The 14,664-nt window shown below is 46.8% G+C and carries 15 protein-coding genes; 9 read left to right on the plus strand and 6 right to left on the minus strand.

The window, feature by feature from the left end:
- The first annotated feature begins 9 nt into the window (after nucleotides 1–9).
- The 3 genes from NFI81_RS08300 (at nucleotide 10) to NFI81_RS08310 (ending at nucleotide 4,187) form a co-directional block, all read left to right on the plus strand.
- Nucleotides 10–558, plus strand: a complete 549-nt coding sequence (locus tag NFI81_RS08300) for a hypothetical protein (protein ID WP_252176045.1) — start codon at nucleotides 10–12, stop codon at nucleotides 556–558.
- Nucleotides 542–2,722, plus strand: a complete 2,181-nt coding sequence (locus NFI81_RS08305; protein ID WP_234612967.1) for a TonB-dependent receptor plug domain-containing protein — start codon at nucleotides 542–544, stop codon at nucleotides 2,720–2,722. The genes NFI81_RS08300 and NFI81_RS08305 overlap by 17 nt, the downstream gene beginning before the upstream one ends.
- Before the next feature lie 76 nt (nucleotides 2,723–2,798).
- Nucleotides 2,799–4,187 (plus strand): alginate export family protein, encoded by a 1,389-nt coding sequence (locus NFI81_RS08310; protein WP_234612965.1) that lies wholly within the window; start codon nucleotides 2,799–2,801, stop codon nucleotides 4,185–4,187.
- Nucleotides 4,188–4,233: 46 nt separating this feature from the next.
- Here NFI81_RS08310 and NFI81_RS08315 read toward each other — a convergent pair whose 3' ends face one another.
- Nucleotides 4,234–6,561, minus strand: coding sequence for a DUF7133 domain-containing protein (locus NFI81_RS08315; RefSeq protein WP_234612964.1), 2,328 nt, complete (start codon nucleotides 6,559–6,561; stop codon nucleotides 4,234–4,236).
- A 3-nt stretch (nucleotides 6,562–6,564) separates the two neighbouring features.
- Nucleotides 6,565–7,653: a Gfo/Idh/MocA family protein gene (locus NFI81_RS08320; protein WP_234612962.1), complete on the minus strand. Its 1,089-nt coding sequence runs from the start codon at nucleotides 7,651–7,653 to the stop codon at nucleotides 6,565–6,567.
- A 151-nt stretch (nucleotides 7,654–7,804) separates the two neighbouring features.
- Here NFI81_RS08320 and NFI81_RS08325 point away from each other — a divergent pair, with 151 nt between their 5' ends.
- The 3 genes from NFI81_RS08325 to NFI81_RS08335 all read left to right on the plus strand — a co-directional run bounded on the left by NFI81_RS08325 (nucleotide 7,805) and on the right by NFI81_RS08335 (nucleotide 9,920).
- The gene (locus tag NFI81_RS08325; RefSeq protein ID WP_234612961.1) at nucleotides 7,805–8,641 is read left to right on the plus strand and encodes a sigma-70 family RNA polymerase sigma factor; all 837 of its coding nucleotides are present in this window, start codon (nucleotides 7,805–7,807) and stop codon (nucleotides 8,639–8,641) included.
- Between the two features lie 65 nt (nucleotides 8,642–8,706).
- Nucleotides 8,707–9,024 carry a hypothetical protein gene (locus NFI81_RS08330; RefSeq protein WP_234612960.1) on the plus strand — a complete coding sequence of 106 codons (318 nt, stop codon included), beginning with the start codon at nucleotides 8,707–8,709 and terminating at the stop codon, nucleotides 9,022–9,024.
- Nucleotides 9,025–9,107: 83 nt separating this feature from the next.
- The gene (locus tag NFI81_RS08335; RefSeq protein WP_234612959.1) at nucleotides 9,108–9,920 is read left to right on the plus strand and encodes a pseudouridylate synthase; all 813 of its coding nucleotides are present in this window, start codon (nucleotides 9,108–9,110) and stop codon (nucleotides 9,918–9,920) included.
- 82 nt (nucleotides 9,921–10,002) lie between these two features.
- On the opposite strand, the gene NFI81_RS08340 is transcribed toward NFI81_RS08335, so the two are convergent.
- The 4 genes from NFI81_RS08340 to NFI81_RS08355 form a co-directional block, all read right to left on the minus strand.
- Entirely contained in the window at nucleotides 10,003–10,908 is a 906-nt protein-coding gene (locus tag NFI81_RS08340) for a histone deacetylase family protein (RefSeq protein WP_234612958.1), read from the minus strand.
- Nucleotides 10,909–10,914: 6 nt separating this feature from the next.
- Nucleotides 10,915–11,334, minus strand: a complete 420-nt coding sequence (locus NFI81_RS08345; protein WP_234612957.1) for a DUF1810 domain-containing protein — start codon at nucleotides 11,332–11,334, stop codon at nucleotides 10,915–10,917.
- A 111-nt stretch (nucleotides 11,335–11,445) separates the two neighbouring features.
- A complete protein-coding gene (locus tag NFI81_RS08350; protein ID WP_234612956.1) occupies nucleotides 11,446–12,126 on the minus strand; it encodes a hypothetical protein in 681 nt (226 codons plus the stop codon).
- Between the two features lie 240 nt (nucleotides 12,127–12,366).
- Nucleotides 12,367–12,615 (minus strand): RES family NAD+ phosphorylase, encoded by a 249-nt coding sequence (locus NFI81_RS08355; RefSeq protein ID WP_234612955.1) that lies wholly within the window; start codon nucleotides 12,613–12,615, stop codon nucleotides 12,367–12,369.
- A gap of 56 nt (nucleotides 12,616–12,671) precedes the next feature.
- Here NFI81_RS08355 and NFI81_RS08360 point away from each other — a divergent pair, with 56 nt between their 5' ends.
- The 3 genes from NFI81_RS08360 to NFI81_RS08370 are packed head-to-tail and all read left to right on the plus strand — an operon-like array spanning nucleotide 12,672 to nucleotide 14,663.
- Nucleotides 12,672–13,181, plus strand: a complete 510-nt coding sequence (locus tag NFI81_RS08360) for an RNA polymerase sigma factor (RefSeq protein WP_234612953.1) — start codon at nucleotides 12,672–12,674, stop codon at nucleotides 13,179–13,181.
- A gap of 8 nt (nucleotides 13,182–13,189) precedes the next feature.
- Nucleotides 13,190–13,762: a hypothetical protein gene (locus NFI81_RS08365; protein ID WP_234612951.1), complete on the plus strand. Its 573-nt coding sequence runs from the start codon at nucleotides 13,190–13,192 to the stop codon at nucleotides 13,760–13,762.
- Nucleotides 13,763–13,772: 10 nt separating this feature from the next.
- The gene (locus NFI81_RS08370) at nucleotides 13,773–14,663 is read left to right on the plus strand and encodes a DUF4097 family beta strand repeat-containing protein (RefSeq protein WP_234612949.1); all 891 of its coding nucleotides are present in this window, start codon (nucleotides 13,773–13,775) and stop codon (nucleotides 14,661–14,663) included.
- The last annotated feature ends 1 nt before the right edge of the window (nucleotide 14,664 follow it).

The raw sequence follows: 14,664 nt of genomic DNA on the forward strand, positions 1-14,664 counted from the left end.
GCGGTGTCTGTGCTGGCTAGCGAAGACACCAGGAGCCCAGCCCAGCGCTGGAAACTGATCTGGCGATCGTCGCACTGGGCACTGGGGCATTCCTTTACGCTCATCCTTTTTGCAGTGCTGGTTTTGCTGCTGAAATCAACCGTCACCCTCGACGTTTCCGAAAAAGTGGAGCTGCTTGTCGGGCCGTTGATGATCTGGCTCGGCGTGATGGCAATTCGTCGTAACTTTTTGAAAGACAAGACATTACATTTCCACAATCCACAGCAAAAGTTCAGCCGCTCGTTCTGGGTGGGCATGGTGCACGGCCTTGCGGGGACAGGCGGCGCCTGCGCTGTGGCGCTGACCCTGGCAGCGAGCGACGCGCTGACGGCGGTGTGGATCATTATCCTGCAAAGCGCCGGAATTATCCTGTCCATGTCTGCCTATGGCTATTTTTTCGCGACTTCCGTCAACCGCTTTGCCAGCAAGAGGGAGACCTTTCTTAAAATCATTAATTACGTCGTTGGCATATTTTCAATTATTATCGGAGCAATCACTTTGTATGAATCCTTTGCATAAAACTTTACGTTTATCCCTTTCCTGCCTTGCATATGCAAGCTGTTTTTCGGTCGCCGGCCAGAACACACCAGCCGATTCTGCGGATGCAAACCTGCTAAATCCGATCGTGGTTACGGCAACGCGTTTTGACACACAAAAAGAGAGGATCGCCCAGAAAATAAACCTCATATCTTCCGAAGACATCCGCCTTACGCCGGCACAAGATCTTACTGACATGGTGCGTAAATCAGCAGCCGTGGATGTGATCCAGTATCCCAATCTTTCCAGCGGGATAGGGATACGCGGTTTCCGGCCACAATTTTCAGGGCTTAACCAAAGGACATTACTGCTCATTGACGGACGTGCGGCTGGCGCAACGAATTTATCGCAGATCAATTTGAACGGCGTTGAAAGGATCGAAGTGCTGAAAGGACCTGCATCTTCCCTTTACGGCTCACAGGCCATGGGAGGCGTTATCAATGTGATTACAAGACGTTCAAAAGGCCCGGCAAGTGGCTATGGATTTGTAGAATATGGCAGTTTCAAAACCATTCAGGCTGGCGTCAATACAGGTGGAAATCTGACCCAAAAACTCGATTACGACCTATCATTTGCGTATTTGGAAAGATCAAAAGACTATAAAATGGGGAGCAACAACTGGCTGAGAAATGCCTGGGGCTACCACTCGGCGCAAAAAAATTACACGGATCGGCCCATTGAAATAGTTGATGAAACTATAAATGATGGCACAAAACGGCCTTACACGCAGCTGCATTACTATTCGGGCGCATTGCGGCTGGGTTATCAGTTGAACCAGTATTTCAGGTTAGATGTGCGGGGTGAGACGTTCCAGGCGAAGGATGTTGAATCGCCGGGCGAAATTTCCTCGGGAAGCTCGGAGGCAAGCACTAAGGACATGGGCAGGTCGGCATTGGACATTGCGCTTACCGGACGGATCGGCTTGCACAGCCCCAGCGTTAAAGTTTTTGGAGCCGGAGAAAACACAACCAATTATACATTGCATGTTTCGGGCAAGCCTGTGGTCCCTTTCCGTTCGGCCGCCGGGAAAAATGAGTGGAGAGGAGTTCAGGTTAAAGATGTTTGGAAATTGGGACAACATGCGTTGATCATGGGTTATGACTATCTGAATGCTTCCACCAAGAGCCGCCGCTGGACTAACGACACTACAGAACGCGCACCAACGCAGCCAGAATATGCGATCATATCATCCGCATTTTTTGCGCAGGCATTGCTGAATTTCGGAAAAATAACCTTGCAGCCGGGCGTGCGCTACGATAACATTACATTCGATGTGCGCGAAACTGCCTTGTTGCCGACTTACAAAGCTGGTAAGGAGAAAACGCCGTTCACAAGTCCGAGTCTCGGGATAACTTACAATCCTGTAAAATTTCTATTCGTAAAAGCCAATATCGGCCGCGCATTTGTGACGACGGATGCTTACAGTGTGGCGGGATATAACGAAATAAGGGACGCAAAAGGGCGGATCGCCGTCACCGCAGGAAACCCGGACCTGAAAAACGAAAGCAGTGTAAGCTGGGACCTGGGACTGCATTTGAACAAACCAAAATCAGGCTTCTTTGCGAGTGTAACCTATTTTTCAACGCAAGTAGAAAACCGCATCGCCAAGATTATCAGGACCGTGAATGAGCCGTTGGCAAGTGGTGATTTAATCGTTTCGAGAGCCACTTTCACCAATGCTGCGGATGCCAGTATCAATGGTTTGGAAAGCGAAATTTCCTATGATTTCGGCACTTTGAGCGATCACCGATATTCATTACGGGCATTCTGGAATGGCACTTCCCTGCTAACAGCAAAGGAGCTGATCATCGGCTCGGATGCTTCGGAAACGACAAGAGGCATCCAGAATGTCGCGCGTAACACTTTCAACTACGGTCTGGAATATGACAACCTGAAATGGCTGCGTCTCCGGTTGTCTGGGCGCACGGTGGGCATGCGGACGGACATTGACTACACAGACCCAGTCAATCCTGAAATTGAGTATCCAAATTACATGGTTATCGACTTCGCAGCGGCATTTAAAATCACTGAAAACCATTCGCTTACCTTGAAAGTAGCGAATGCGACGGACGAGAATTACTACGAAAAAAGAGGCTATAATCTGCCTGGGCGAGCTATTTCGTGCCGTTATGCATTCAGTTTTTAAGAAATGACAAGTGCGATGCCTGGTGCTAATTCTGCAATTTTTATCATCTTTGTCTATCAATTTAATGGATTGATAATTGCAGACGCAGTCTTCCACCATTCCGGGCATTCACGAAGGACATTTTACATTAATGAAGTTAACAATTTCCGGTTCTCTTTTTTCAGCGCGGACCTGCGCAGTCCGCAGCGTGCTGCTGGTTTCCGGATTTTGCTGCTTTATTCATATACATTCATTTTCACAGGCAATTGATTCGGTCAAAAGGGAACTGATCATCGATTTTGAAGCAAGGCCACGCGCCGAATATCGCGATAATTTCAAGCTTACTGCGGCGGATTCGATTATGCCGGAATTGTTCGCAACGCAAAGGAACAGGCTCAATATCAACTATTTATCCAGAAACTTTAAGTTCCATGCGTCACCTCAGGAAATACATGTCTGGGGCAAATCGGACCGGTTTTCGCGCGTGGGCAGCATTAATGCCTTCGAGTTGTATATCGAGCCTTCATTTACCAAACATTTTTCTGCGCGGATTGGCAGGCAGGCCTTGTCGCTGGACAACGGCCGGATTTATTCAGCCGCGCCATGGGGCCAGCAGGGGCGCTCGCATGAGGGCGTCCGGTTTTTTTATAATAAAAAGGTAACTACCGATCTTACCATTGCTTTTACCCGGAATTATGGAAATGCTTTCGATGCGGCGTATTCGCCGGTGGCTGCGCATCAGTATAAATTGCTTTTTGTACACCATTTGAAATACACATTTAAAAATCACCTGGCTATAACCACCATCAATACGCTCGAAGTGTTTGATAAAAACGACAAAAATCGACACGATTATCAGCGGATTACGAATGGCGGACGCCTGGAATATAGCCACGGATGGATATATGGAACAGTAAATGCATATTATCAATACGGCCGGAATGCCAGCGCAAAGACGATCCGGGCCTATTATATCCAGCCGGAAATAAGCGCGACCACGAACAAAGCAACATTGCGGCTGGGTGCTGAGATCATGAGCGGCGACCGGAAAACAGTGCCGGCAAATGTGACCAATTCATTTGTGCCACTCTATGGCGTCGCCTGGAAATTCATGGGTAATATGAATCTTTTTACGAGATTTCCGGCCGACCTGAATGACAGAGGACTGGTCAATCCTTATCTTTTCTTTTTATATCAGATTAACAAAAAACTGGCCCTGCGCTCTGATTTCCACCTTTTTTATTCCCAGCATCAGCTCAGGGAAAGCAAGGAGCTCGCCGGAACCTATCTGGGTTTTGAAAACGACCTTTCTATTAATTACAAACCCGTAAAAAGGCTGGAAATAATATTTGGGTTTTCTTCGACATTTGCCGGCGAACGCATGGAACTGCTCAAAAAAGTCCCTGACTCGGATAAGGTTCCTGTTTGGAGTTATCTCATGGTTTCCTATACGCCCCGGCTGCTGCATTTGACAGCCAGGCGGTAATGCTGCGGAGCATTTCCTTTCTGTCATGCCAATTACCACAACATTATCACTCCTGAATCTCAGGTTTCAGCTCCTGGATCGTCCAGGCCGTAGTCCGCGAAGCACTTTCTTGTCTAATCTTCCGAACCTCATCAGCCCTTACCGCCGGTGAAGAAGCCTTCCGAACCGGAAAACCGGAAGCATTATTGACCGCAGCTGGCGCCATTCCAGGAATTTCGCCCTTTTTCCGGGGCGGTTTGCCGCCAAAATCGTGGCGGATGTAGCTGACAACGGATGCCACCCATTCGTCGCTATTTGCTTCCATCGCGGGCATAATGCTGGTGTATTCTTTGCCTTCAACCGGGCCGGTCAAGCCTTTCAACACAATCCGGATCAGGTTATTTTTTTCTATAAATTCGAGTCTTGGTGAGCCGGCCAGCGGTGGTGCGGCCATTCTGGCACCGCCTATTGCCAGTCCTTTGGCATCCGCACCATGACAGCTTGCACACAATGATTTGAAAATCGCTGCGCCGCCAATGATCAGCTTTCGCGATTCCTCGTCCATCTGTCCCAGCCTGCTCCCGAATGTTCTCACATTTTCGTTCTTGTCCAAAGCCGTTTTCGTAGCCAGCAGCATTTCATGGTTTTGTCCTTTATCCAAAATTTCTTTAACAATTGCTTTGCCCCGCTCCGACTTGCTGTTATACAATGACAACAGCATCTGAACCCGAACATCATCGTCGGCATCCTGCGCCAGCTTGCCGGCCTTCGCCATCAGTTTTTCGTCCCCCGACTTCAAAAATGGCTCACTGATCCAGACAGCGGTTTTTCTCACGCGCGCATCCGGGTCGTTCATGCTGTTTAACAGTAATTCCTGATCAATTGCATCCATGCCTTCCAAAGTCCATAACGCATGAATTTTGGCTAAATGTTGCAATTCGTTTTGCCCCACATTGCGCTTACCCGTGGCTATTTCTCTTAATGCAGGAATCACCGATTTATCTGCGCGAGTAATGAGTTCTTTCTGTGCATTGTCACGCCACCAGCCGTTCGGATGGGCGAGATAGGTGAGCAGCTCTGCTGGTTTCTGGTTCAGCATTTGGGGCTTTGCGGCCATTTTGGAGCCTTCGTGAACGACCCGGTAAATGCGGCCGTGCCCCACGTTTTTGGCGAGGCCAATGCTGTCAATTTTTTGTCTGAGAAATGACCCGGGAGGCGTCCAGTTGCCTTGCTGGATGATCCCTCGGTGCATATCCACAATGTAAAGGTGGCCATCGGGCCCGGTTGCAGAGTTTACAGGCCTGAAATTCATGTCCGAAGACGACAAGAATTCTTTGCGCTGATATACATTTTGCAGCGTCGTTTTTCCATTTTGATGTACCACTTTCGCGCGCCTTACTGCCCTGGCAACCGGCTCACAAACAATGTAATCGCCCGAAAAATCGGCAGGATATTGTTCGCCTCTGTAAATGGATTGGCCGGTCGGTGCCGTGAAATGGTTGAGCGTTTCATTCGGGCGCAGCCGTGGCGGACCGCCCTGCACATCCGGCGTGGCAATGATAGGCCACACTTCGGAAAACTCAGCATTATATTGATCCGGGAAATCCAGCGTCCCGTATTTTGGATTGATCTGAAAACCAAGCACCGGGATTTCGCCGCCCGCCCTTGAATAAAAAAGCCGGCCATAATCGTCATGCGTAAGACCCCACTGTCCGCTTGACCCGCTCACGATCGTATCCACCTGCATTTTGCCATTGGTATAACGAAAACGGACTGCGTCGTAAGTGAGATACATCCAGTTGTCCAGGTTCCAGTCGAGCCCGCTCCGCTGGTGTTCCATGTTCACATCATTGACCACATATTTGTCATTTTGATAAACAGGTTTTTTCAAATCGGCTTTCCCGTCGCCGTCGGTGTCGCGGTAACTGTAAATGTCAATGGTGTTGGTTTCATTCACGAGCAGCTCATTACCCACCGGCTGCATCATTCTGGGGAGAAGCAGGCTATCGATAAAAATGGTGCTTTTGTCCATCACACCATCATTATTCGTGTCTTCCAGAAGTGAAATCCTGCTGATTTTCTGTTGCTCGCCCACGGCATCCGCATCCTGCATGTAAGTGAGCATTTCGGCCACATACATGCTGCCATTGCCATTCCAGGCAATGGCAACCGGCTCTTTGATCATCGGTTCGCTCGCAACCAGTTGCAAGCGATATCCAGGTGGAAGGTGCATGGTTGCCATGCTTTCCTTAGGCGATAAGTATTTGCCGGTTGGATTGGGATTGAATTCGGGTGTCTGGAACTCGGCAGTAACACCGCCATTTTTCGTCCCTGAACAATTGTAAATCAGCAAGGAAGCCAGCAGCAGCCCTGAAAACGCAATGACATTTCTCATTTATTAGATTTTTACGCTCTGACCGGATTTTACCGACTTGTAAATGGCTTCCACGACGCGGATATCACGAAGTCCTTCTTCACCGGGAGCGATCAGGTCTGTGTTGTTCATGATAGCCAGGCAATCTTCGTCCATTTGTTTGGCTTGCTGGCTTTTAATCGGAAAATTAATAATAGTGCCGTCCGACATACTGCCTTTATTGCCACTATATCCCGACTGCGGCTCCATTTTCACCCAACCTTTTTCATAATTAATTTGCAAATGGTTCATATTGACGCCAAAGCTCGTCTGGCATGCAGCACGTGCACCACTAGGAAAATCGAGCATGAACATCATGGTTTCTTCCACTTCCTTATATATTTCCGGACGGGTGGTAGAAGCCTGCGCAATCACGCTGATCGGTTCTTCGCCCGTGGCCAGTCTTGCGCCTTGCAATGCATAAACGCCCATATCGCCCATCACGCCACCACCTAATGCCTTGTTTTGTTTCCAATGCGTCGTGCGGTTATCGATGTAGCCCGCAGCGCTGTTCACCATTTTCACTTTACCAAATTTCTGCTCTTTGGCCACTTTCATGTAAGCCTGAATGTTCGGATCGTGCTGGCAGCGGTAACCAATGGCGAGCTTGACTTTATTGCTTTTACAAGCGCTGATCATCGCCTCGCAATCGGCAACGGACGGCGCCATCGGTTTTTCACAAAATACATGCTTGCCTGCTTTGGCAGCACGCACCACAAATTCCCGATGCATCGAAGGTGGTAACACTACATACACAATGTCAATGTCCGGGTTATTGGCGATCTGGTCGAAATTCTGATAGGTGTAAATGTTTTTGTCAGGGATATTGTACTTTGTTTTCCAGGTTTCTGCTTTTGCGGGCGTGCCGGTAACAATGCCTGCGAGATGACATTTTTCGGTCAATTGCAAAGCAGGGGCAAGCAAATCCGTGCTGTAATAGCCCAGACCGACCAGGGCAATGCCCAGTTTATCTTTTTTGGGAGCCGTAGCAGCCAGTAATGAGCTGCCGGTAAATAAGGTGGCCGCACTGGCCAAAGTCAATGAGGATAGGAAATCGCGCCTTTCTAATAGCATAGCTCAAATTGTTATATTATAACTCACTCTGCAAATATCAATATTTATTTAAATTACGTGTTGGACTTACAGTTATTAATTCATGCTAATTTTAAATAAATTGACATCTTCCTATCTTACCACACAGTGAATATTAGCCAGCATTTGAAAAATGGATTTGTTAAAAAATTATCAAAAGAAACTGTTTCCCTACGCATACAACATTTTGGGTTCAGCAGAAGATGCCCGTGACGTTGTCCAGGATGTCATGCTCAAACATCTGACAACGCAGGATCAGGCGGTTGAGAATGAAACGGGTTATCTGATCCGAAGTGTCGTCAATCAGTCCATCAATCTGAAAAAGAGGAATAAGAAAACGGTCAGCGAAAGCATGTGGCTTCCCGAGCCTGTGGAAATGACGGACACGAACATGATCAGGGACGAAATCCTGTCCTATTCAATGCTGGTGCTGCTGGAAAAACTGGGACCTAAGGAGCGGGCCGTTTTTATCCTGAAAGAGGCATTTGATTATTCCCATCAGGAAATCGCGGAAGCATTATCATTCTCCGTCGAAAATTCCCGCAAACTTTTAAGCCGCGCCAAAACGCTGTTGAAAGATGTAGCCGAACCTGTGAAAGCCCCAACCGCGCTTCCTGCGAATTATTTGCAGAACTACATGCACACCATTAAGAACGGGAATGTTGAACACCTTGTCGAAATGCTGTCGAACGACATTATTGTGCGCACAGACGGTGGCGGTAAGATTAAGATTGTGAGCGAATTGACTGTCGGTGCAAGCAATGCTGCTGAGCTGATGCTTTACGTTTACAAAACTTATCAGCACGCATTCACGATTGCATACCGCGAGTTGAACCATCAGCCTGCCATACTATTTTATAATGATGGGGTTTTGGTAAACTGTCAGATTTTCGAAGTTGAAGATTCCAAAATCAAGCAGATCTATTCCGTTGTTGATCCGGATAAACTCAATATTATGATCCGTTCTTAAATTTTTTGTCACGTTTTGGAAGGCTGGATTGTCATTCCATTTAAATAACCAAAACAGACAAAAACATGATAGTCGTAAAAGTTTCTTACACCGTGGAAGGTGCGTATGTGGAAAAGAATCAGGAGAATATTAACATTTTTATGGAAGACTTTAAAAAGCTGAGCGGCAACGACTTTCGCTATAATGTCTATCTGATGAATGATGGCCAAACTTTTGTTCACCTGTCTCATTTCAAAAATCCGGACATTCAGAATAAGGTCCTTAATGTGCCAAGTTTTAAGGAATTTCAAAAACAAAGGGATGAAAGTGGCCTGAATAATTCGCATAAACTGGAAGAATGGAGTTTTTTAGCAGCAACAACAGACATACTTAACGAGCCTTAATGTTGCCAAAAGTTTAGCCGTTCATCGGCAAATTTGTATTTTTGCTGTCGGATACGCCTGCTGTATTCGACAGCATTTTTACATTGAAAGTATCCCGATCTCTTGTGTTAACCCCCTCAACATTACCCGCAGATAGTTTTTTCACGCCCTTTGAAGCGTTTGGTGCGGCATATTCCTTGCCAGCCAAATTTACATTCCCGTATAATAACGACCCGCATCCGGTTAGTTTACTAGCGGCTGAAATGCTCCAAGCGCATCTGGAAAGTCAGCAGGATTGGGAACATAACTTCGGGTTGTCCGATGATTCAGAAAATGTAATTGGCAAAATGTTTGGCGTGCTTGTGGTCGAAACGGAGCACGCGCAGATTGGATATATATCCGCGTTTTCGGGGAAGCTCGCGGGTGGAAATCATCACGCCAAATTTGTGCCTCCGATTTTTGACGGCGTTGCAAAAGATGGTTTCCTCAATGCGGGAATGACCGCGCTCTCGCAGATGAATGATGAGATAAAGACGCTTGAAGCGCATGAAGATAAGGCATTTGAAACACACATTACCCAGCTGAAAATAATACGTAAAAAGCATTCTGTTTCTTTGCAGAACGCGATTTTTGACCAATACAATTTCCTTAACCAGGCCGGGGAACAGAAAAGTCTGCGCGAAATATTTGCGGATGCTTCGTACAAAAATCCACCCGCAGGCGCCGGTGAATGTGCGGCCCCGAAATTACTGCAATACGCTTTCCAAAATAAAATGAAGCCGCTCGCCCTGGCCGAATTCTGGTGGGGAATGTCCCCCAAATCGGAATTCTGGAAACACGGCCATTTTTATCCTGCATGCCGCGAGAAATGCGCACCCATTCTGGCACATATGCTTAGTGGCTCGCAACCACATTAGCCCCGGCCCCACCTCAGCGAATTTGTAAATGCTAAACATTCCGAATGATTACAGTTAAGCGCGCAATTGCTGTCCTGTATAATCACAGCGGAAAAATCTGGCTGGCTACCTGGTAAGTGTTTGCATGTGCGTTCAGAATCGTTCTTAGCTGAGGAGAATAGCCGCCCCCCATGCTGCATTGCACCGGGATGTTGTGCTTTGCGGCAATTTGCAAAACCATTTCATCCCGATGCCGGCAACCTTGCACGGTGCAGGACATACGTCCGATTTTGTCCGTTTCCAGGATGTCTACCCCGGCTTGATAGAAAATAAAATCGGGCCGGACTTGTTCGACCAGGTTAGGAAGTATTTCTTTTAAAAGGCGCAAATAAGTGTTGTCATCCGTCCTGTCATCCAATGCCACGTCCAGGTCACTTTTTTCCTTTCTGAACGGATAATTATTTTTTCCATGCATGGAAAACGTAAAAATGCGCGGCTGATCCGCGAAAATATGGGCCGTTCCGTTTCCCTGGTGCACGTCGAGGTCGATGATGAGCACTTTTTTTGCCTTTTTATGATCGATCAGATATTGCGCTGCCACGGCCTGGTCATTGATCATGCAGAAACCTTCTCCAAAATCCCGCCCTGCATGATGCGTGCCGCCGGCAATATTGAAGGCGATGCCGGTATCCAATGCTTTGAGCGCGCCTTGCACCGTTCCATTTGCGATCCGCAGCTCACGTTCAGCTAATAATGGGGTTTGGGTAAAACCGATGCGCCTCATTTCCTGCTGCGTCAGTTTTCCCTGCGCAAATCGATCCGCATATGCACGGTCATGGACCGCGTATACCGCTTGCATATCCACAGGTTCGGGGCTGAAAAAATCAGTATGTTTCGCAATGCCTTCCCGCAGCAATTGCAACGGGAGCAGCTCGTATTTATCCATGGGAAAACGATGCCCCTCCGGCACCGGATATTTGTATATGGGGTCAAACGCAATTGGAAACATGCAGGGTCAATTATGGAGGATTTCGATGGTTTTCCGATCCGGCTTGCCATCAAAATATTTATTCAAAACTTCCTGAAAAACGGGATCTGCATTTCTGACCATACTAAACAATGTCATACTGGACCGCAACTTCAAATCATCCGGCGTGCCCATGATCTGGTTCGCTGTCTTGCCCTCCACAGCCAATATTGCCTTTGAAATCTCAATTAATCTTTTTCCCAGCACCGGATGTTGAAAATAACGGTTTGCCTGTTCCAGATCCTCAATCGCAAAGTGCACAGAAGTGCTGCTCATTCCCAGACCCGTTATCTGCGGAAAAACATACCATATCCAATGTCCCTGCTTCCTGCCCCTCGTTATCTCCGCCAAAGCCCCTGCATAATCCCGCTCCTGCGCAGTAAGGAATTTATTCAAGTCTGATTCCATTTGTTTGATTTGTTGTTTGTTGGTTGTTTTCAAACAAAAGCTTGCCAGGGGATAATAACGAAGCTGCTTTGTCAATTCGATATTGCTCATCGACTTGTATTTTCCAAATGGTCAAACGTCCAACAATTGATCTATGCTTTCTTCAACATTATCAATTCCAGCAAAGAACGGAAACAGTTCCGGGTCAATCCACTCGATCATTTTATACAAATTGATTCTCATAGCAAGGGCATGCGAACAGTCGATATGATTTGCATGAAAACAGAGTGGTTCGCAATGATTTACCCTGTTTCGAAAATTCCTGATCATTTCCAGCCTGCCATAGATGCTCGCGCGGTTCTCGATAGACGGCTTATGTTTAAATACCTTTATCGGCTGACCTTGCAATAATCGGTAATGCGCAGGCTCGAAGATGGCAGTCCAAAAACCGAATGTCTGATCAGAGACTATCTTGGCATTCGTTATTGGTAATCGGGCCTTTCTCGACTTATTTTCGACAGCTTCCACACATTTCCGAAGGTAGAAATTAGATTTACGAAGCGATTCATCACTCATAAATCCAAGCTTTTCATTAATAATCCAGTTCCTATCCATGAACAGCTCCCTTAAAATGGAATCGATACTATTTCGGAGGACCACCTCAAACTGGCTTATTAATGGATGGAATGCTTTCGACAGCGCAATATTTGCATGATATAAATTTCCGGCTCGCTCGTGGTCATTTCTCCCGGCTAGTAAATATCTATCATATCTCGGCTTGGATAAATACTTGTCTCGTAAATTAATTTTCATGGAATTTTGGAACTTTTGCTAAAAGGTGTTTTGTTTGCAACACGTAGGCCTGGTCAAGCCTCTTTCCTTCGTGGAAACGTAACCAGGTAAAGTTTAGGGAGTTCTCAACGGAGCTCCTTTTTTGTTTTAACTCCCCTGTTGCTGCATTCATTTCAACCATCCGCTTCTATTTGTTAGTGTGCAATTCAGTAATCTTCACACACGAATATTCCAAGTATTAGATCCGAAAACAAGCTCTGCTCAGACGTTATAAGCGTAGCTGATATTTTTTTCAGCCGTATACAGTACGGGTGTTCCCACGGCATTCCAACGACCGCCATGTAAGCGTGCGCCTTCTCCTGATTTGTCGTAAATATATAATGGATTGGCAATCCAAATCAGCGATTTTTTGGATATCAGACTTAATAAAGTGAATTGGTGCAAAACCTTCGAGGCCTGGATTTGGAGCGTTCCACCAACCTCCCCCACAGAAACTTTCTTCGCATTCATACAACCTTTTCCCCTTATTGCGGCCTCTTTGAATTGAGTACACTAAAAAACAATGTATGACATCTGAGGCGGAGCTTATTTCAGGATGCCTTTTACATGACCGGATTGCACAACGGCAATTGTATGACCGCTATAAAAAAGCGATGTATACGCTTGCTTACCGCATCACTGGTGATTTTGACGATGCCAATGATGTGTTGCAGGATGCATTTATGGACGTTTTCAAACATTTGAGCCAGTTCCGCGGCGACGCGGCACTCGGGGCGTGGATCAAGCAGATCGTTATCCGGAAATCTACCAAAAAGAAAAAGATTGTGGTCTGGCAAGATCTGGATGAGTATGCGGGTGAAATCATTGATTGGAACGAAATCGAGATCAATACGGCGCACCTGGAAACGGCTGTCCTTTCATTGCCGGACGGCTTCCGCACCATTTTCGTGCTGGCAGAAGTGGAAGGTTACACGCACAAAGAAATCGCGGTAATGCTCCACATTTCAGAAGGAACCTCCAAATCGCAACTGTTTCATGCAAAAAGAAAGCTGCGCAGCATGCTTTCACCAAAATGACCACCACTATGGAAAAAAACAAACATACATTGAAAGGCGCCTTGACCAAACTCCCGCATTACTCGCCGGGCGAAGGTGTATGGGCATCCTTGAACCAGGAACTGAACGAGTTACCATTGAAAACGGCAGCACATTCTCTGCCGGAATATGAACCGGACGAGCAACTTTGGGAATTGATCGCGAAAGGGCCGATCAACAACAGAATGGCTTATTTCTGGCAGTATGCAGCCGCAGTGATTTTGTTAATGGGCGTTGGCGGAGTTTGGTTCATAGGAAAGAAGTCCGGAAGACAGATCGCTTTCAGGCAGGAAACAGTCGATGAGCGATTGCAAGCAAGTGCCGATCAGGTTACGGATCAACAATATGAAAAGCTCAAAGCTTACTGCGAAACGGAAACATTGATCTGTGCCAGTAATGATTACAAAAGATTGCAGAACGAATACGAAGATCTGGTAAACGCGGCGACGCAATTGCAGCAAGCCATCGGCGAGTACAATGCGGAACCCGACCTGGTGCGCCAGTTTGCAAACATTGAACAACAAAAGGCCGAAGTGTTAAACGAAATGGCCAAAATGATATAATTCCAAAAACATGAAACGAGCTTTTTATCTCAAATTACTATTGATTGCGATGCTTACGGCTGCCTTCACGGACGCCGCACTGGCCCAGGGCGTTTTGCAGGTCGCAACCAAAACCATTGAAAAAAACATACCGTCGCCCGCCATACGCACACTGCATATTAACGCGGAAAAAGCCGACATTGAACTCACAACCTGGGACAAATCGGAAATCTCAATTGTAATGGAACTGTCGGCGAGGCATCCCGAAAAAAACACTGCGGCGAATGATCTTTCGAAGCTCCAGTATATCGCCGACCGTAGTGGTAAAGATTATTTCCTGCGCAACTACATTGTCCTGAAAGATGGTGAAAGCAAGCCCGTCTCCAATCTACGGGCACGTTATACTATCCATCTGCCCGCGTCCTGCGCAGTGGATCTGAAAAATTCGTTTGGCACCATTACATTAAAAGGATTAACAAACAGCTTGCAGCTGAAAGCCGATTTCTGCATTACAAACCTCGTCGAAATCAAAGGAAAAGGACAAATGCAAACCTCGTTTGGCGAGCTGAAAGGAAGTGAAATCTCAGGTGTTTTCACATTTACAAGTGACCATACCAAAATGTCGCTAAAAAGCATTGCCGGCGTCATCAAAGTCGATGCCGTTTATGGAGATATCGAGCTGTTCCCTACCAGCGGGCTGACGAGTTTGAATATCAAATCCAAGAAAGCGGAAATCACATTACAGACCAAGAACTGGCAGCATTTCGATTACACCATTCAAAGTGCCTATGCAAATATGAAACTCCCGAATGGTTTTAAATGGAAGCGCAACACAGCGGATTTCAAGGAAGCATTTTTTTCCAAAAACCAGCTTGCCAACGTGGATATAAATGCGGAGTTCGGCCATGTGACTATAAAGTAAA

It is taken from the genome of Dyadobacter fanqingshengii (assembly GCF_023822005.2).
Taxonomy (GTDB): domain Bacteria; phylum Bacteroidota; class Bacteroidia; order Cytophagales; family Spirosomataceae; genus Dyadobacter; species Dyadobacter fanqingshengii.

Coding starts and splice junctions, on each gene's coding strand:
- NFI81_RS08305 (WP_234612967.1), top strand. CDS start 542: ATGAATCCTTTGCATAAAACTTTACGTTTATCCCTTTCCTGCCTTGCA.
- NFI81_RS08315 (WP_234612964.1), bottom strand. CDS start 6,561: ATGAGAAATGTCATTGCGTTTTCAGGGCTGCTGCTGGCTTCCTTGCTG.
- NFI81_RS08320 (WP_234612962.1), bottom strand. CDS start 7,653: ATGCTATTAGAAAGGCGCGATTTCCTATCCTCATTGACTTTGGCCAGT.
- NFI81_RS08325 (WP_234612961.1), top strand. CDS start 7,805: ATGGATTTGTTAAAAAATTATCAAAAGAAACTGTTTCCCTACGCATAC.
- NFI81_RS08330 (WP_234612960.1), top strand. CDS start 8,707: ATGATAGTCGTAAAAGTTTCTTACACCGTGGAAGGTGCGTATGTGGAA.
- NFI81_RS08340 (WP_234612958.1), bottom strand. CDS start 10,908: ATGTTTCCAATTGCGTTTGACCCCATATACAAATATCCGGTGCCGGAG.
- NFI81_RS08345 (WP_234612957.1), bottom strand. CDS start 11,334: ATGGAATCAGACTTGAATAAATTCCTTACTGCGCAGGAGCGGGATTAT.
- NFI81_RS08350 (WP_234612956.1), bottom strand. CDS start 12,126: ATGAAAATTAATTTACGAGACAAGTATTTATCCAAGCCGAGATATGAT.
- NFI81_RS08355 (WP_234612955.1), bottom strand. CDS start 12,615: ATGAATGCGAAGAAAGTTTCTGTGGGGGAGGTTGGTGGAACGCTCCAA.
- NFI81_RS08360 (WP_234612953.1), top strand. CDS start 12,672: ATGACATCTGAGGCGGAGCTTATTTCAGGATGCCTTTTACATGACCGG.
- NFI81_RS08365 (WP_234612951.1), top strand. CDS start 13,190: ATGGAAAAAAACAAACATACATTGAAAGGCGCCTTGACCAAACTCCCG.
- NFI81_RS08370 (WP_234612949.1), top strand. CDS start 13,773: ATGAAACGAGCTTTTTATCTCAAATTACTATTGATTGCGATGCTTACG.